This window comes from Microbulbifer mixtoriginis (SeqCode) (assembly GCF_052467515.1).
The window spans coordinates 3,534,274-3,553,774 of sequence record NZ_CP174314.1; the positions used below are offsets into that span (position 1 = coordinate 3,534,274).

Consider the following 19,501-nt stretch of genomic DNA (forward strand, 5'->3'; position numbering starts at 1 on the left):
TCCCTAAAAAGGATTAAATCGATCATGAGTGCCCCTCCAACTCATATAGATCCGTTCGATAAAATAAAAATTGGACTGGTTCTTTTACTTGCAATGGCATTACCAATGTTCATTCTTTATGCAACTGGTGTGCTGAGCCCATATTTAATTAAAGCACTACAAGTACAAGAGAGTGACCTGAGCTATATTGTGATGGTTTCTTTTGGGTTAGCATCAATTTTATCCCTATTTGCGGGAAATGCTGTCGACTATTTTGGTCTTAGGGCATCATATGTTCTTCACTTCATAACAATTGCAATATCTTTTTTTATAATTAGTATCTCGGATAGCTTATGGACAATCATTGGCGCAATTTCTATAGTTGGTCTTTCTCAAGCCTTAGCCAATCCCTTAACTAATAAGTTAATTGCACTAAGAATCCCAGACTCTAGTAAGGCCATGATGGTCGGTATGAAGCAATCTGGAGTGCAGTTATCAGCATTACTTGCCGGTTTCACTCTGCCTTTTATAGCAAATAATTGGGGTTGGAGAGTATCCTTCTTGGCTGTAGTACCTATAGCAATAGTAATGGCAATACTAAGTTGGAAAGTATCTCCAAATAAGCCTCTAGTAAGGAAATCCTCTCAACAATACATTCCAAATAGAAAGCTTGCGCTATTAATGTTAACCCAAGGAGGAATTGGAGCAGTTCTTTCTGCATACATCACTTATATACCAAGCTTTGCAATCAGTTTATCCCTAAGCCCAGAGCAAGCAGGGCTTCTCATTACATTGTTTGGTATTACAGGAATGTCCTCTCGAATTATAATGACACCTATAGCCTCATCATTTGATAATCAAGCAATGTTTATCGTAGGGATGATTGGATTCGCTATTCTAGCCATATTTATCACAATGAAATCAAATATTGAGGCCTCTTGGCCAATTTATATTGGAGTCATTGGAATTGGATTAAGTATTGTGGCAACTAATGCAATAGCTATGGGGATGGTTGTAAAGGATTCAAGATTTGGCCCTATTGCCTATGCATCTGGAATGATATCTGCTGCTTTTTTTGCTGGTATAGCCGTCGGATCATCTATTTTTGGAATGATCATTTCATTCTTTGAATCTTTTTCAAGTGGATGGATATTTACTATTTTAATCCTGTTGATAAGTGGGAGTTCTTGCCTGATTCTTGCAAACCAGCATTCTCTCACTCAACAAGAAGCTGTTTAAAATGAATAATTCTTTGTTGGTAGAGAATAAAGAGTCATCTTTTTCAGACTCTTCTACAAGTGTAAATTACACTGCCATATATGCCATAACCAATACTTTAGAGAGAATTTCTTATTCTTGTGATGATAATTTCCCAATATTTACATCCCCCCAGGATAATCAGTGGAACTTTTCTTCAGGAGGTTCTTGGATGGGCGGATTTTGGTGTGGCAGCTGGTGGTTGAAGGCAAAATTCAGTGGAAAGGATATTGATAGAAATTACGCGTCTTCTATTTTAGAACGTCTCACACCAAAACTATATTCAGACACAATATTCCGCAGCATGATTTATTGGTATGCATTAGCGCCTGGTATTCGTTTATTTAACGATACTAAGTCTATTTTATTTGCGGAAAAAGCAGCAAAAACCATCTTTCAAAGTTTCAATTCGAAGTGGGATTGCTATCCCATGGGAACCGCTTTGGGGGCAGGAGAAAAAGGAAAAAACACACTAAATATTGATGGCCTTGCTGCTCTTATCCAACTGTTACAGCATGGTGACTCTGAAACCCGTTCTACTGCAAAATCACACACCGATTCAATTATTAAGTTTATGCTCGACCCAAGTGGTAATTTTTCTGCAAATGCTACACTTGGAAGCAATAAAATAAAAATAAGCAATTCTTCCAAGGGTTGGGCTCGAGGCCATAGTTGGGGACTTTTGGGCTTGGCTACTGCTTCCCGTCTTTGGGGCGGAGATTATCATACATTGGCTGAATCATTGTGCGTTGAATGGCTTAATGAATATTCTGATAAATTCCCTAAGAACCTTAAAAATGGAAATCGAAATCACCTGGATCCCTCTGCATCACTGATCGCGGCATTATCCATGTACAAACTTTCCGCATGTCCAAACAATATGATTGATTGGCGAGCAGAAGCCAACTCTATTATTAAAAATATAATTGAGTCTGACTACTTCAATATAAACGACCAGTCCCATGAGGCATATTTTAACGGTTGCTTTTTTCGTATTAACTCTAGCGAAGAAAGTTTAGGTGAAACAATATGGGGATATTTTTTTCTTCTGCAGGCTCTGCTTATATCAGAAAAAATTATTGACCCAAACGATATTTAACAAAATGAATTAGAGGCTCAACTTTAGAGATGAATCACAACATAGGGATATGCATTATTTCTGAGAATCCTGCTCTTATTGAAGAGCTGGATTATATTTTTTCTCTTATCCATGTCATTCAAAATCCTGAGGATGATTGCTCATTTACGATAGAGCCATTTTCTCTACCGCCGAAAAATAATAGGGACATATTGAATGCCACTATAAAACAAGCTCAACACTATCTAACGAATGCTGGCAAACGTCATGAATTCTCATTTACTCCATATATATTTAGAGATTTAAATGAAGCAATTAAGGTGTTGCCTGGAGAAAATACTGTTTTTGACATATTTATTGTTGACACTGAATATTTACCTGAATACTCCAAAGAGGCCAACATTAGCTTACCCGAAAGCCCTTTTGATTTATTAATATCATCTTGTAAAGTACGTACACTTACTCCATTTTCTAAAGTTATGTACGTGCCAGAAGAGAGTCTAAATAGTATTTTATCATATGTTGATGGCAGTACTCAGATTCAAGTTCTACAAGACGATCCGGATTTAGTTAGGGCGAAATTGCTAAAACTATTGATTGATCACATGGAGCACGGTTATCTCAATAAGTTATTATCAAGAACTGCAGCAACCACTAAATCACCAATTGGACTCGCCCAGGCAATCTTTAGTCACATGCAAGAATTCTGGCCGAAGCAATGGGATTTCCACTATTATACGGGCTCTATGGTAGCCAACTTAATTCGCTCAATACAGGCATTATGTACGGATGTCCAGGATGATTCATCGCCCAGATGTTTAACTGGTAATAATGAGCATTGTTTAGCTGCTGGCGCATTAGCAGGATGGCAACTATTCGAGCGTTCATACGTTATTACAGTCACTTCTGGTATGATTGATGAATTTCGTGGTACTTTATCCAACCTTCAAAGAGCAAAAGCCCCAGGTTTAATTATATGTGCTGATAGTCCAGCTGATTCTTGGTTTGCTTTTCAGGGAACAATTGACGTTGATACTGATGGGCGTGAGGTCATAGCTGCCAGAAGGATACCCCACGTATACCTACATGATCGGGAAACCTTATCAGAACAGCTGAATAAGGCTTTTCAAGTCATGCATGAAAATCCTGGTCCCGTTTTCATTTTTGCCACTCCAAATATACTCGAGTCTAGGGAGAATACATTTAGCCCATCTGAATTCATATCAAAAGTATCCGAACCTGATGATATACATCAGAATGATCTCGATACTGTTATGAACTTAATTAACAATTCTGATATCAGATTACTCTGGAACTGTGGTCCGCTTTCTAAGTATGAGCTTGAGTTGGTAACCCAGATTGCGCAAGATGCAGGTATAGCTCTAACCGATTCATTAACTCATCCAGGTACGGTTCAAGCTTATAGAAATGGAAAACTTAATAAAAACTATCTTGGAACCTTCGGCGTCTATGCTTTCAGTCGACGGGTTTATCACTACCTACATGACAATGGAAAACTACGAGGACCGGATACTCTTAGTCAATTTTTTTTAAAACATAAAATTGATCAGGCTGCGACCCCATTTTCAGAAGGTAAACTGAAGCGTAATATCCATATCGTCCAAGTTAATAAAAATAAACGTCATCTCTCTCCTTACAGCAATATTGCCCTTAATATGCCTCTTGTAAAACTCTTGGAGTATATAAAGGCGCACTTAGACGTACAGGATCACATCAAAGCAAATCGCTTAGCATACTTGACAGAGGCTACAAATCTTGACGAATGTGTACCCGGGGATTATATGGCCAGCCTTCCAATGTCAGCCAATTATTTCATGTTGAAATTAGGTCAACAGGTTAGGAGATTAATTGAGAACAATGCATTTGAATTCATTGGTGTTTATGATGTAGGACGCTGTGGGTTATCTGCAATACGTAATATACCAAGGACCTGTCGTAGTTTTTCTGGCTGGTACGGAAGAGCACTAATGGGAGATGCGCTTTCTGCCCTACCCTACATTGCTAGAACTTCTGATAAAAATGTATTGGCATTTATTGGCGATGGTGCACGAGCACTAGTCCCCAATATTGAGAGTCAACTTGTCCATGCTTTATCTCAAAACCCAAATGGGACAAAAATTAATATTACACTTTTGTATCTATGCAATGGTGTTTTATCAATGATTCAAACATATTTGGACAAAAGAACACCATCTGGCTGTGGTCGACAGGTAGTGGTGCCTTTACCACTTCAGGAGAACCATACCGAGTATAAGAGAGAGCCTGTTACTTCCCGCAATATCATTGTTAATCGAACAAGGGTTAGTAGCTATCAGGAGCAGCAAATAGGAGATCTTTTGAATCAAAAGGGAAGAATAAATATTGCTGAGGTGCTTCTATCCCACAATTCTGATGGAGATGGACTAAGCCTAATCTCTGAAGCCTCTTGGAATCGAATTACAGCTTGAATTTGGACTTAAAAGAATGAAATTTGGATTTATCGCTCACCCAACATCAGTTGCCCTGAAGCGTCATGTTAAACTTATAGATTTGGTCAACCGAAATATTGATGAGCAAAGTAATGGTTATCATGAGGACTACTGGAAAAAGCAAAACCTTGTGCCTTTTACTACTTTTGATTCCGTTATCAGTAAGGCAGGGTCACAATGTAGTGGAATTATCCACTATATGCCTCTAACCGCAGAGGAAATGCTTTCGGAACATCGAAATGTAACAAAACGTGTTATTGAGGGAATCAATGACTTACAAAGCCGAGGAGCAGAACTAGTTGGGTTAGGTGGATTCACTGGCATCGTTGGAAATCGGGGCCTGCAGACAGCAGAGAAATGCTCAATTCCAATCACCACAGGTAACTCTCTAACAGCTTATGCTGCTCAAAGAAACATTCTACAAGCTATGGAGCGGCTCGAACTTTCACCTCAAGGTATAGAAGTTGCCATTATAGGCTATCCAGGCTCTATTTCTCTCGCTATTGCTCAACTACTTATCGATAAAGGTTGTCACCTAACTTTAGTGCATCGAGGTAAGAGCGATCCTGATAAATATCTGAACTACCTGCCTAGCCAGATGCACTCATCTGTAAGGCTCACTAATAATATTGAAGATTGTTACGGTAGAATTAAATTCTATATTGCAGCAACTTCTACAGGCAGTGTAATAGATCCAGCCAGACTTCTTTCTGGCTCAATAGTGGTTGACGCAGCCTTACCTAAGGATGTAATGCCCACACTACAGCCGAGAGAAGATATTTTGATTATAGATGGTGGCCTGATTTCTGCAGGTCCTGAAGTCAGCTTCGGGGAAGCCACTAAAAATTTTGCTCCAAAGAAGTTCATGAATGGTTGTTTAGCAGAAACTATAGTTTTAACTTTAGAGCAATGCAGAGAAGACTATTCATTAGGTAGAATACTGCCGCCAGAGCGTGTATTAAACATTGGCCAACTAGCAGAAAAACATGGTTTTACCACTGTACCAATGGCCACCGACGGAGAGTGGATTACCGATTCCCATTTTTATGGGCTTCTTCGCCATCATCGTGATATTCAGGTCTCTCTTGATACTTCAAAACACCTACAGCGCACTCAAACCATTAGTAGATTTCGACATCACATTAATCCTGTGATGGCAGATTTTTACCAATTTAATCATATTGAACGTGTTTTTCATCACGGAAGTGGATGTCAACTCACTGATATGGATGGAACAATTTACTTAGATTTTGTTGCCGGTTATGGGTGCCTTAATACTGGCCATAATCACCCTAAAGTAACAAAAGCTATCACAGATTATTTATCATCGGAGAATCCTACTTTTGTTCAGTATGTCTCCATGCCATATCATGCTTCTCTACTTGCAGAGAGGCTGGCTGAGCTTGCTCCTGGAGATTTATCAAGAGTCTTCCTCAGTAACTCAGGTACAGAGGCTGTGGAAGCTGCTATTAAAATGGCTCTTGCCGCAACTTCAACGGGTCGTTTGATATATTGTGATAATGGCTATCACGGAAAAACCCTTGGGGCATTATCTATCACTGGCCGCACTAAACACAGATCAGAATTCGAACCTCTATTACCTGAATGCCATGAAATACCTTTCGGTTCCTTGACCGCATTAGAGGAGGAATTACAGAAAGGTGACGTGAGGGCATTTATCCTTGAGCCTATACAGGGTGAAGGCGGTGTTCTATTACCACCTAAAGGATATTTAAAAGAAGTCAGGCGTTTATGTACTAAATATAATGTCATAATGATTCTCGATGAAGTGCAAACGGGACTAGGTCGAACCGGTAAACTCTTTTGTTGTGAGTGGGAGAATGTGGTACCTGACATTTTAATATTATCCAAGTCACTTTCCGGTGGCACTATTCCAATTGGTGCTACGATATCAAATCCTCGTTTATGGGATAGCGCTTACGGTAGTATGGATCGCTGTATTTTGCATACATCAACTTTTGGAGGCGGAAACCTGGCTGCTGCTACGGCTCTTGCGACTTTAAATGTTATTGTAGAAGAAAATTTAGCGGCTAATGCTATAGCTATGGGAGAAAAACTTAAAAGCTCATTAGAAGAAATTGCCAGTCAATACCCCTTCATTAAGTCTGTAAGGGGAATGGGACTTATGCTTGCAATTGAATTTTCTCAGTCTTTCAAAGGCAGTATTAATGCTACTGCTCAGGAACTTGCTCATCGCTTACCCTGGAATTCTCGTGAAACTTACAAAATGCTGTCAGATAATGCCAAGCATCATATGCTTGCTGCCATTGATGCAATTGAGTCCAATTTGGAAGATATGTTTTCCCTAAGATTCGTTACAAAGCTTTCTCAAGAACATAATATTTTAACTTTTCTTACTGCCAACAATAGTCGCGTGATGCGCATTCAACCTCCATTGGTTTTGAACTCCCAAGAAGCATTAAGATTTATTTCTGCTTTCGATTCAGTATGCCGAGACATGTCTACTTTTATGGACTAACCATCATACATGTTAAGCAGTTAATTTTTAATGGAAGCCAGCAGCTAAAGGATAAACATGTCATTATTAACAAAACAACAAGAAAAGCTTGTTCAGAGAGCACGTGATTTTGTACAAACAGAACTCCTTCCTCTTGAAAAGGAGGTTGAAAAATCTGGTGGAATAAGTTCAGAATCTTCTAATGAAATCATAAGAAAATCTCGACAAGAAGGTCTTTTTGCAGCCAATATTGATCGCCGATTTGGAGGAGGGGGACTCACCACATTAGATAACGTTCTCTTGCAAGAACAGTTCGGAGCCACCAAGGAAATTCTTGCACGTCGGGCGGCAGGAAATATCTATGAGTGTATTAAGGAAGGTACATCCGAACAAATTGAGCGTTTTTTAATTCCTAGTATCAGAGGCGATCGGCACTCAGCATTAGCTGTCTCTGAGCCTGAGGCAGGTTCTGATGCGGCATCTATTACTACTAGGGCCGTACGCTGTGATACCGGCTGGATACTTAATGGAAGAAAATATTTCATTAGTGATGCGGATTTCTGTGACTACTTTATAGTTGCAGCTGTAACTCAACCAGATCTTGGTCCACGTGGAATCTCTTTATTTTTGGTTGATAGGAGTCAACAGGGATTTTCCTATGGAAAAAGTTTTAATATGCTCGGATTTAAGGGTACAACGCATCGTGAGCTAATTTTCAACAATCTTATTCTGGGAAAAGATGCACTGCTAGGAGAGGAGAATGATGGCTTTAGAATCCTGGGCGATACATTAGGAAAAGCGAGATTAAGTAAAGTCGGAGCCAGGGCAATTGGAAAGTGCCATCGTCTGTTGTATTTGATGAAGAAACACGCCCAAGATCGTCAACAATTTAGTAAAGCTCTCATTGATTTTGGCCAAATAAAACAAATGATTGTTGATAGTAATATTGAAATTGCAGCTGCAAGAGCACTTCTTCTACAAACTGCTAAGGAAATTGATACTGGCTTAGATTCTCGGGCTGCCATTTCCCAAGTAAAGATACTCGCAACCGAAACTTTGGGGCGTGTTGCAGATAGGGCTGTCCAAGTCTTTGGCGCCTCGGGCTGTCACGATGAAGAGGTGATTGAGAGTTTCTATCGCGATGCTAGACTGTATCGTATTATAGATGGAACATCAGAAATCCATATGAATATCATAGCGAAGGGTCTAAAAAGATCAGTTGGGCCTTGTTTCGTAGCCAGCTAAATTCCCTTGAAAGCCAGAACTACTATTTCAGTCAGTTTCTGGCTACACCAGAGAAATTAGATTGATTGATTTTCTTTTAGAAGGATTAACTTATGATTTTTAACTCTCCAAAAACTAACAGCGACCATTAGCCCACCTAATAATATAGTAAACATAAAAGGTGAGAGAGGGGAAAACTGGTGAAGAAATGCTCCCATCAATGGGCCCAGGGCCAATCCTAAGCCTTTACTGACGCCATTGATTCCAGCTATTTTCCCCTGTGTATTCTCATCACCACTGAGACTTAATAACGCGAGATTTCCGGGAAAAAGCAAACCCATTCCACCTCCCAGCATTGCCATGCCTAAGAATAACCACAGGTAAGAATCTGCAGAAGCAGATATAACTAAGGCTACAACTTGAATGATACAACCACCTATTAGTAACTTCTCAGGGGACCATGAAAGTAATTTCATTAACACACCCTGAGTTATAACCATAACTGTCATACTGGTCATCATTACTGCACCAGTTCTTTTAAGTGCCTCTCCCGAGGAATAACCAAATTCATCTTGTAACCTCAAACCAATAACTTGCTGTAATGTTCCATAAATTAGCAGACCACAAAATGTTATGAACAACATTGGTAGCAGATTCTTATAAGATAATTTAAATTTTGTATTTAATGACGAACTTCCAATTTCCTTTGATTCTTGTAGATTATTGCAGCCTAACCACCACAATATTAATAGACTTAATCCAACGATCGAGAAGCCTATTGCAATGGAATGCTTACCAATAAGCATTGCTATGAAACCACCAACAATAGTACCAACTCCGAATGCAGCACCCATTTTACCCATTCCTCTTGCGCGGTAGTCACGAGAGGTGAGATCAGCAATAAATGCCTGAGCTGCCGGCATAATGCCTCCAACCCCGATTGCCTGGCATAACCTTAAGCAAAGTATAATTAAAAAGACAGACACCACAGTTATATCAAAAGTTAGCTTTATATATATAGTACTTGCGGTCAATATCAAAAATAAACCCGTGACCAATATACCAATAGATATAATTTTTTTTCTTCCATAAATTTCACTTTTAACCCCCCAAAATGGAGCCGAAATCATCATAGCGAGAGAGGAGACCGTTAATATAAAACCGGTTTGAATATCTGTTAGCCCCAAATTTCTACCAAGTAAAGGAAATGTTATAACAAATAGACTGTGCGCTACTCCATTGGCAACCAGGATAAGAAGTAATAAGTTAATGTTTTGTGCTTTCTTAAAAGACTTAACTGATTCCATACTCACAGTACACTTCCTGTAGTTTTTCATTATTCCTAAATTCAATAGGAGTGCAGCTATATCTCTGTTTAAAAGTCTGTGCAAAATGGCTTGCACTGCTAAATCCACATAAGAAAGCAATATCTGTAATACTTCTTTGCTTATCTTTTAACAGTGATCGTGCTCTCGCCAACCGATAATCTCTTAGCCAACCAAATACTGTCTTGCCAAAAGTCTTTTTGAAGGTTCTATTTAATCGACTATGGCTCATCCCTACTATTCTTGACATTTCCTCCAGCGAAGGGACATTAGCTAAATCAGCCGTCATCAAGTTTATTATCTTGTCCATTTCGGATGATTTTTTTGCGACGGGAGTATCATCAGGTGCAAGTTCAGCGAGAGGTCTCAGCCATCGAGCCAATACATCGAGCGTTTTTGCCTCAGCACTCAAACAATCTAAAGCCGTATTAAAAGGGTTTCCCATTAAGTCTGAAATCCAGGATTCATTTGCTTCTTGATAACCCAGCCTCATAAGCCAAGGTGTTCCATTATCGGAAAAAATTCTAGATTTATTTGGAAAGGCAAAACCGACACGTTTTGTTGCATATTTGATTACAACCATTTCATTCTTTTGCTTAGAAGGTGTATATCGAAAAAGCTTACTGCCTCCGGTATTCACCAACCAAACATCACCAGGTCTAATCAAATAATTTATATCATTTTTGGAAAACCCAATGGAACTAACTCCTTCAAATCCAAATATCAGTAGTGTTGTATTTTTTTGATAGCGAATACACGAAAGATAGTGGTCATTAAACGTACAGCTACTTCCAGTCAAAGTAATATCGTCGCATATTCTACACGTCGTGAACTCCGTATCGCCAATTTCAGGTGGCAGAGAAGTTTGGCTCCACTTGCCCTGGGCCCTACCTGTCTCTTGTAAGTAATTATCAGAGACAATAAATGGTACGCAACCATCAATTACAGACTTTTTCCCACACAACTCCATTTGATCTAATCCATCTATCCATCAAATTTTCACATGAGAATACATTAGATTGCCTTCATTTCAAGGAAATTAAACTAACACCTTTCATTTTTTACAGGTAAGAAACTAAATAGGATGTTATTTATCTAAAGTGTTATTTTGTGACTTATCTATCTTGATTATTTGTTGAGTAAAGTTATATAAGATCTGAAGAGAGGTTAAATAATCATCTGCTTAACTGCCTGGGGCAGAAAATATCAAAAGTTTCAAAATTTCACTCTACTTTATGCCATTGATACTTTTGAAACATTCTTCCATCCATACTAGAAACTATTCTTCTACTTGAACTTTCTCGTCAGATACTATCTAAACTGTGGCCCACCAAGCCATCTTTAGGAGATTCAAGAACTATCGATTTCCCACACGAAAAGTAAGTGTTTTTGTATGCAATGTCGCATCAGCATGAGGAGGAGAGGAATACTATTTCTATACTGAGGCTGCTGTTATGGTACTTCTTACTTGAATATCGTCAGCAGTCAGCAGTCAGCAGTCAGCAGTCAGCAGTCAGCAGTCAGCAGTCAGCAGTCAGCAGTCAGCAGTCAGCAGTCAGCAGTCAGCAGTCAGCAGTCAGCAGTCAGCAGTCAGCAGTCAGCAGTCAGCAGTCAGCAGTCAGCAGTCAGCATCTTTCCATTCTTATTTTCCCATATCTAGATTACAGTTTTCCTATGCCAAACCGCTAGAAAGCCCTTTCATCTATTCAGGGTAATTATTTGTCAGACTCCTTGAGAGGTGTTTCGTTCATGTAATTAATCATACTACCTGCTCTTCTCAATACTGAAGCCTACTTAAGAAAGAACTCACAGCTTATCCTTTAAATCTGTCGGATAATCGAAATTTCTTAGACATCACTTCTACTTTTCAGCAGAATAAGTGGATATTTTATGGTTGCATATATGTTCGTCATTTAATTTCATCTGGCAACTTTAAACACCGGTAGTTCTACCTATTTTGGATGAGAAAAAAATTTAGTTTATGCTATACAAAATTTTTAACCAACAGGCTAATGTAGGCTAGGTGGTTAGCTTGCCCTTTCATATAAGTCATATTCCTGACAAGCTAAATACCACAATTCAAAATATTTTAATATCTAAGATACACTGTCAATATCTAAATCTCACCCCTGAAATTAAAAGTTCATAGTAATCATCAACCAAAATTTATTTGTATCAGATAAATAATCTTTTGCGTTATAGGTTGCATATTTCACCATACCAGACAAATGCTTACTGAATTTGCGATTATATCTGACACTCCATTCACTACCATAAAACGCGTTTCCCTGATTGGCTTCAAAGTTATGATAACTAATGCCCAAATTCCCACCGATCAGTTTTAAGTTGGCAGTAACATACAAATCTTCAACGCCTTTTGCTGGTGTTTTTCTGAATTTATCTGTAAATCCTTGAAATTTATGGGTAGTTGCAAGTGGTGTACTGAAACCAATACCGTTGTTTGCTCCCAGTATCTCGTAACCTATTTTCCCCTTCATTTTTCCTAAGGTGCCTGTAATCTCAGCTAGATAATAATTTGCTGAGTAATCATTAAGGTTTTTATTAATATTTTTCTGGTGTGCGAAACTCAAACGGGTTTCAAAGGCACCAAAATTTCCCAGATAATCCATACCGTAAGTACGACTAGAATCATTTATGGCATTATCGAAGTCTAGATTATATAAAAATACAGATAGTTGATGTTTTGTTAAAACAGGGTAGCTAGCTCGAAATAAGTGGATATCCCCTTTGAAATCTGAAAAGTTGCTATCTTCTCCATAAACACGATTGATGTTGTAGATATAGCTGTGATCTAACTGTAATTGACCCGGATTACCATATTGATAGCGTATACCATCGTATGTTCTTTCGTTCTGACGCCAGCTTGCTTTACCCTCCATGCCTCCAACAAAGCGTGGGTTATTTAAGTTAATACGCTGATTACCTACCGTAACTTTCAATTGTTCTAAATTATATCTCAAGTACACCTGATTAATCTCTGTACCTTTGGGGTCAGCCACAACAGGGTATTCAGTCTTGCCATTAACCGTAGAGTTATACTTATCTACACCAATCTCACTCACATTGTCCAACTCAAGGAAGAAGTTCGCCCCCTGAAAGCTACCACTTCTCCAGTTAATACGTGTTCTTAAAGTAGAGGCTACAGCATCTTCATACAAATTATCTTGTTCGACATACTCTGTACGGTATCGAAGGTTCAGTCCAACCTCACCCGACTTTAGAACTTCTGTTATTCTGTTGGTATTACCACCGTTAGCCTCTACTCTTTGAGTATTGCAAACACTTAGGATGAGTATTGTTACCACCATGTATAAATTATTATTTTTCACTCGCTAATCCTTTGCACATTTTAATAAGCTCCGCTACCGGATAGTATCAAAACTCAAACATCCTACTTATCTAACTACGGTAGCTTGCTAATAGTTAGATACCAACCTTATCGGATCCCGAATCATGAACCGATAAGATAAGTATTTGGCTAAGATTAACCTTAAATAAGTCTCATGTCATTTTTCCAGATTCAGCATCATAAAAATACGGCTTCATAAATTACTAGCACCGATAATTACTAACCTCCCAACCATTCTCTTGCACCATTTTCAGGTTAAAAAGACAGTCTAAATGATTATCTCCACCAACTTTATGAAGAGTTAAAGCCTGAAGTGGGATTGTAAAAAAGTCGATCCCGTAATAAACCTGCTTCACAAAAGGAAATCTATGATATAACTAGATGTACCACCCCTTAGAATATATAGTAATTATGAAATGGCGATTGCAGTGAGGATTACTTTGAAAGAGATAGAGATTACACAAAAAGACAACCTTCATTTAACGCTACATCTTTCAGGTAAAGATGAATTAAATACCTCTTCTTACCGTATAAAGCCATTAAATAGTAAAGCTATGCTATCAAATGAAAACTCAAAGAATTTGGCGTTGATGAACGTCAGATATCTAACGCGTATATATTCAAAAATTTCTTTTTGTGCTTAGAAATTATTCTTGAAGTTAAAAGTTTAGCCATCCAGTAACGTCGGTCTTGGAAAAGGATTATTTTGATTGAAGCACAAAATTTGATTGGAACAGCTCAGAATATTTCTTCTATTTAATAATATTGCTAGATTTAAGTAACAGCTGTAATAGTACACTTTTACAGATTACTAACTTTTATATCATTCATTTAAAATTTAGCCAGGCACCTTAGATGAAAGCTAAATGAATGAGCTTGGAGACAAAATTAGGTTATACCCATCTAAGGAGATCTCTAGTTTCCAGCCGTTACTGAATATACATATACTCGATGCCCTAGTAGAAGGCTACTCGCTACCGTAGGGTCTGGGACTATATGTTCACTCATACCCTTTGTTCGCACTTAAAACCATAACTTCTTCGGCTCACCCAGAACAAAATACCTCAATATCCCACATTACAGGATTTAACCCACTTTTTGCGCCAAAATTTAGCAGTTTCCCCGCCCAAAACCCGCAGATTGCCCCTACTCGCGCCGATTGCTAAGATGCGCGCCTGCCGCTATGGCCCGGCTTCCCCTCTGGTTCCGTATTGCAACACTGGGGCTGCCAGCAAACCGATTCTCCCAAGCGTTACCCTCGCCTATCCGCTACGCGGAGGCCCGAGGCTTTCCACAGGAAAAGCGGTACCGAGGCCAGGTGCTATTTTTAACCGCGAGCGCACCGCGACGACTCCCTGCGACTACAGGAACGAAGTTTATGACCCAACCATCGCTGCAGCAGTTGGAACAACACGACGCCTTTATCCATCGCCATATTGGCCCCGATGCCAAACAGGTAGAGGCCATGCTGGAAACCCTCGGAGTTGCCAGCCTCGAAGAGCTGATCGAGAAAACCGTGCCCGAAGCCATTCGCAAGACCGATGAGCTGGATCTGGCCGATGCAATCAATGAAGTTGAGGCCCTCGCAGAGCTGAAAGATATCGCGGCGCGCAACAAGATCTACCGCACCTTTATAGGTATGGGTTACCACGACACCATTACCCCCAATGTGATCCTGCGCAACGTGCTGGAGAATCCGGGTTGGTACACCGCCTATACCCCTTACCAGCCGGAAATTGCCCAGGGCCGCCTGGAAGGCCTGCTGAACTTCCAGCAGATGATTATGGACCTCACCGGAATGGAATTGGCCAACGCCTCCATGCTGGATGAAGGTACCGCAGCAGCTGAAGCCATGGCCATGTGTAAGCGCCAGGTCAAACGCAACAAATCCAACGTCTACTTTGTGGACCAGGACTGCCACCCGCAGACCATCGCCGTAGTTAAGACCCGCGCCGAGCACTTCGGCTTCGAGGTCGTTGTAGGCGATGTGGAAAAAGATATTCCCGCCGAGCTGTTCGGTGCCCTGCTGCAGTACCCCGGCAGCACCGGTCGCGTACGCGACCTGACCGACATCATCACCAAGGTGCACGAAGCCAACGCCCTGGTAACCGTGGCCGCAGATCTGATGAGCCTGGTAGCCCTGCGAGCACCGGGTGATATGGGTGCAGACGTAGTTGTTGGCTGTAACCAACGCTTCGGCATCCCCATGGGCTACGGTGGTCCCCACGCCGGTTTCTTCGCCTTCCGCGAAGCTTACAAGCGCTCCGCACCGGGTCGTATTATCGGCGTTTCCGTAGACAGCAAAGGCAAACGTGCCCTGCGCATGGCTATGCAGACTCGCGAACAGCATATTCGCCGCGAAAAAGCCAACTCCAACATCTGTACTTCCCAGGTGCTGTTGGCGGTAATGAGCGCTTTCTATGCGATTTACCACGGCCCTGAAGGCCTGAAAACCATCGCTGCCCGCATCCAGCGCCTGGCAGATATTCTCGCTTCCGCCCTACAGCAGGAAGGCTTCAATCTGGCCCACGACAGTTGGTTCGATACCCTGAATGTCACCGTTGGCGCCAAGCAGCAAGAGATTTACCAGCGCGCCCTGGCCGCTGAGATCAACCTGCGTAAAATTGGTGAAGACGCCCTGGGTGTGAGCCTGAGTGAGACCGCCACCCTGCAGGATGTGTCCGACCTGATCAATGCCTTTATCGGCACCGAACACAGCGTCGATCTGCACACTCTGGACAGCGAAATTGCCAGCAAGGGCTCTCTGGGTGTACCCGCCTCCCTGGTGCGCGATACTGAATTCCTGACCCACCCGGTGTTCAACACTTACCACTCCGAAACCGAGATGCTGCGCTATCTCAAGTCTCTGGAAGCCAAGGATATCGCCCTGAATCACTCTATGATTCCCCTGGGCTCCTGCACCATGAAGCTGAACGCCACTGCGGAGATGATCCCAGTCACCTGGCCCGAGTTCGGCAAGCTGCACCCCTTCGCACCTCTAGATCAAGCGGAAGGCTACGCGGAAATGTTCCGCCAGCTACAGCAAATGCTGTCCGCCTGCACCGGTTACGATGCGGTGAGCCTGCAGCCCAACGCCGGTTCACAGGGTGAATACGCAGGCCTGGTTGCTATCAAGAAGTACTTCGAAACGAAGGGCGAAACCCAACGCGATATCTGCCTGATTCCCGCCTCTGCCCACGGCACCAATCCGGCTTCCGCCATGATGGTGAGCATGAAAGTGGTTGTGGTTGCCTGTGATGATAAAGGCAATGTGGATATCGAAGACCTGAAAGCCAAAATCGAAGAGCACGGCGACCGCGTTGCCGCACTGATGGTCACTTATCCGTCCACCCACGGGGTGTTCGAAGAAGGTATCCGCGAAGTTTGCGACCTGGTACACCAGGCTGGCGGCCAGGTTTATATCGATGGTGCCAACATGAACGCCCTGATCGGCGTCGCGGCTCCGGGCCAGTTCGGTGGTGACGTATCCCACCTGAACCTGCACAAAACTTTCTGTATCCCTCACGGTGGTGGCGGCCCCGGTATGGGCCCGATCGCTGTTGGCGAACACCTGAAGCCCTACCTGGCGGCCCACCCGGTGACTGAAGTACCGGAAACCAATCTGGATAACGGCACCATCTCCGCTGCTCCCTGGGGCTCCGCCAGTATCCTGCCGATCAGCTGGATGTATATCCGCATGATGGGTAAGCAGGGTATGAAGCAGGCTACCGAGATGGCAATCCTGAACGCCAACTACGTAGCCAAGAAGCTGGGTGAGCACTACTCCCTACTCTACACCGGCACCAATGGCTTTGTTGCCCACGAATGCCTGGTTGACCTGCGCCCCCTCAAGGAAGCCAGCGGTATCACTGAAGAGGATATCGCCAAGCGCCTGATGGACTTTGGCTTCCACTCCCCCACCATGTCCTTCCCGGTAGCCGGCACCCTGATGATCGAGCCTACCGAAAGTGAATCTAAAGGTGAGCTGGATCGCTTTATCGAAGCGATGGCAACAATTCGCCAAGAAGTGGAAGATGTCACCAGCGGTAAATATTCTTCTGAGGACAACCCGCTGCACAACGCCCCTCACACCCTTGAGGACGTGATGAGCGAAGAGTGGACCCACAGCTACTCCCGCGATATCGCTGCGCGCCCAGCGGCGTGGTTAAAAGAGCACAAGGTGTGGCCCGCTGCTAACCGTATCGACAACGTATACGGCGACCGCAACCTGATCTGCTCCTGCCCTCCGATCGAGAGCTACGCCGAGTAAAATCCGACACTCTCATAGGAAGGTTTAAAAGCGGGCTTAATGCCCGCTTTTTTCGTTTTTATTGGGTCGAATTAAACTTCGACCACCTTCAAAGCCCCCCCTCCTTTTCCTCTCAATCAGTGATAAGGAACACCCAATGAAAAGCGGTAACCAAAGAAGAACCGAAATTAAGCAAGCTCGAAGAAAACGAGAATAGAGAAGTTAAATAGGGGCTAGATCCTTGGTCAATTCAGTGGCCCCATTCCCGGCTGGGCTATTGCGGTAGATAGGGCAGCAGTTGTGTACCACTCTTACTACATTGACATTCCTCTCTACTACTTAGATCGAGAATTCCAATGTAAAGATTGTGGCTCAGAAGAAGTATGGATAGCAAAGCAACAAAAATGGTGGTATGAAATCGCCAACGGAGACTTCAAGACCTCTGCGGTTCGCTGCCGGCCCTGTAGGAAAATGAGAAACCAATCGAAGGCAGAACAGAAAGCTCATATGGAAGCAATGGCAAAGAAAAAACTACACCACAATGAGGCCTTCTTTAAAAAGAACTTTATTAAAAAAGAGTAGAAGTGTATCCACCAAGAGTCAGAAACAACCCCTTAGGAGCTGAGTATAAGGGTTGTATTTCGGAGTGTTTACTACCCACTCCGAAATAGATTTCCTAAAGAGAATTAACTAAATCACAAATATCAATATTTATGAACTACTTAAGGCAACTAGGAACTGCTGAAGTACCTGGCCATACTGTAGAAAGGTAGCTGCTAGAATCTTTAGTCACATTAAAAATCATAGTGCCGCCACCAAGGTTATTATTTTCGTTACAGGAGGCCAAAGCACTTGCAGTAGATGCACCATTCATAACAGTGGAAGCTCCAACACCCAGCTTAGACTTATCAACACCCAGATTGATATACTTCTGGATTCTTGAAGTACAACTTGAGCCCAACCAATAGCTCATCTCCCAGCCATAAGTTAGTTGATCCCCCAGTTTCTTGCCATTCCATTCAGCCTGAAAAGCATCGGAATCACTCCAGAGTGCTTTGGAAATGATTTTATTCGGCATTTTCTCTCGCAATGCACTAGTCACTTTTACCAGGGAGTCAGAATAGGTTTGGCTGCACTGTGAGTACTCATCATCAATATCAATACCATCCAGACCATATTGATCCACTGCATCTTTCAACTGCTGAGCAAAGTCATCAGCGGATTGCTCATCGGCAAAACAAGACCAACCTGCATTTTGGTGATTTCCGAGAACGCTGAGTACCACTTTCGTACCCTTGTCTTGCAAGTCTTGTACTGTGCTCAAATTGTTATTGAGCAAGTCTGACACTTGGTCATTAAAATGCAGTACAGCTTTCTGACCATTGTAATTAATATTTGCCGCAAAGATCACAGCTATATCGAACAACTGACTGCCATCGCTCTCTGTAAAACAGCCCGCATTGCCCAGGTTATTACTGTTAACCTCTACGTAGGCAACTTTCGGAGCAGATCCACTTTCCTGAGGAGTATCAGATTTACACAGTGTTGAGCCCAGCTCACGGATTTCATTCTTGCGTGAACCACACCCATAGCCACTGCCATCCATGGAGGCATTATCGGCAAGGTTTGCAATTTCCCAGTCTCCCAGAACAGAGCACAGCTCATCTTTATAAATTTGTGCCTCAAGATAGGTAACCGGGTCTGCATCGGATGAACAACTGCTTCCACTAACAACATGTGGTGCTGAAGGTTCAGACTTACATAGTGTCTTGGACATTTGACGACTTTCATTATCCGTCAATTGGCAATTGTCACCCAGGTGCTCTATTGAAGCCCCTCCTGATAGACCGACAAGATCACCACTATTGAGAAGACCACAAAATTCATCAGGATAATTAAGCGCTTCAGAATAGCTTACTGTTGTAGCATCAGAAGGACATACGCCTGAACTAACCACTTCAATGTCTGCGTAGGCACCAGCCTGAAATAAAAAGGTAGCACAAGCAGCTTGTATTGCTCTAAGTGTTGGTTGTTTCATATCTATGCTCATT

13 protein-coding genes are annotated in these 19,501 nt (G+C 42.1%); 9 read left to right on the forward strand and 4 right to left on the reverse strand.

The genetic code is table 11. From position 1 onward, the window contains the following. Window positions 1-24: 24 nt before the first annotated feature. The 5 genes from ACJJIT_RS15320 to ACJJIT_RS15340 are packed head-to-tail and all read left to right on the forward strand — an operon-like array spanning window position 25 to window position 8,527. On the forward strand, window positions 25-1,218 hold the full coding sequence (locus tag ACJJIT_RS15320) for an MFS transporter (protein ID WP_252084775.1): 1,194 nt from the start codon (window positions 25-27) through the stop codon (window positions 1,216-1,218). A 1-nt stretch (window position 1,219) separates the two neighbouring features. After that, entirely contained in the window at window positions 1,220-2,335 is a 1,116-nt protein-coding gene (locus tag ACJJIT_RS15325) for a hypothetical protein (RefSeq protein WP_444898935.1), read from the forward strand. Between the two features lie 29 nt (window positions 2,336-2,364). Then, window positions 2,365-4,782, forward strand: coding sequence for a hypothetical protein (locus ACJJIT_RS15330; protein WP_444898936.1), 2,418 nt, complete (start codon window positions 2,365-2,367; stop codon window positions 4,780-4,782). Window positions 4,783-4,798: 16 nt separating this feature from the next. Next, window positions 4,799-7,303: an aminotransferase class III-fold pyridoxal phosphate-dependent enzyme gene (locus tag ACJJIT_RS15335; RefSeq protein ID WP_444898937.1), complete on the forward strand. Its 2,505-nt coding sequence runs from the start codon at window positions 4,799-4,801 to the stop codon at window positions 7,301-7,303. A gap of 57 nt (window positions 7,304-7,360) precedes the next feature. Continuing rightward, window positions 7,361-8,527 (forward strand): acyl-CoA dehydrogenase family protein, encoded by a 1,167-nt coding sequence (locus tag ACJJIT_RS15340; RefSeq protein WP_444898938.1) that lies wholly within the window; start codon window positions 7,361-7,363, stop codon window positions 8,525-8,527. A 56-nt stretch (window positions 8,528-8,583) separates the two neighbouring features. Here ACJJIT_RS15340 and ACJJIT_RS15345 read toward each other — a convergent pair whose 3' ends face one another. Further along, window positions 8,584-9,813 (reverse strand): MFS transporter, encoded by a 1,230-nt coding sequence (locus ACJJIT_RS15345; protein ID WP_444900924.1) that lies wholly within the window; start codon window positions 9,811-9,813, stop codon window positions 8,584-8,586. Further along, complete coding sequence (locus tag ACJJIT_RS15350) at window positions 9,800-10,801, reverse strand: helix-turn-helix domain-containing protein (protein WP_252084770.1); 1,002 nt, start codon at window positions 10,799-10,801, stop codon at window positions 9,800-9,802. Before ACJJIT_RS15350 ends, ACJJIT_RS15345 begins: the two co-directional genes overlap by 14 nt. A 498-nt stretch (window positions 10,802-11,299) precedes the next feature. Here ACJJIT_RS15350 and ACJJIT_RS15355 point away from each other — a divergent pair, with 498 nt between their 5' ends. Then, window positions 11,300-11,491, forward strand: a complete 192-nt coding sequence (locus tag ACJJIT_RS15355; protein WP_444898939.1) for a hypothetical protein — start codon at window positions 11,300-11,302, stop codon at window positions 11,489-11,491. Window positions 11,492-11,966: 475 nt separating this feature from the next. Here the strand turns inward: ACJJIT_RS15355 and ACJJIT_RS15360 are convergent, their stop codons facing one another. Further along, window positions 11,967-13,181 carry a hypothetical protein gene (locus tag ACJJIT_RS15360; protein WP_444898940.1) on the reverse strand — a complete coding sequence of 405 codons (1,215 nt, stop codon included), beginning with the start codon at window positions 13,179-13,181 and terminating at the stop codon, window positions 11,967-11,969. A gap of 436 nt (window positions 13,182-13,617) precedes the next feature. Between ACJJIT_RS15360 and ACJJIT_RS15365 the strand changes: the two genes are divergently transcribed. From ACJJIT_RS15365 to ACJJIT_RS15375, 3 genes are all read left to right on the forward strand, one after another. Next, on the forward strand, window positions 13,618-13,845 hold the full coding sequence (locus tag ACJJIT_RS15365; protein WP_444891135.1) for a hypothetical protein: 228 nt from the start codon (window positions 13,618-13,620) through the stop codon (window positions 13,843-13,845). 734 nt (window positions 13,846-14,579) lie between these two features. Next, window positions 14,580-17,471 carry an aminomethyl-transferring glycine dehydrogenase gene (gene gcvP, locus ACJJIT_RS15370; protein WP_444898941.1) on the forward strand — a complete coding sequence of 964 codons (2,892 nt, stop codon included), beginning with the start codon at window positions 14,580-14,582 and terminating at the stop codon, window positions 17,469-17,471. A gap of 279 nt (window positions 17,472-17,750) precedes the next feature. Continuing rightward, window positions 17,751-18,032, forward strand: coding sequence for a zinc-ribbon domain containing protein (locus ACJJIT_RS15375; protein WP_444898942.1), 282 nt, complete (start codon window positions 17,751-17,753; stop codon window positions 18,030-18,032). A 136-nt stretch (window positions 18,033-18,168) separates the two neighbouring features. Here ACJJIT_RS15375 and ACJJIT_RS15380 read toward each other — a convergent pair whose 3' ends face one another. Beyond that, window positions 18,169-19,488: a glycosyl hydrolase family 18 protein gene (locus tag ACJJIT_RS15380; RefSeq protein ID WP_444898943.1), complete on the reverse strand. Its 1,320-nt coding sequence runs from the start codon at window positions 19,486-19,488 to the stop codon at window positions 18,169-18,171. Between the last annotated feature and the right edge of the window lie 13 nt (window positions 19,489-19,501).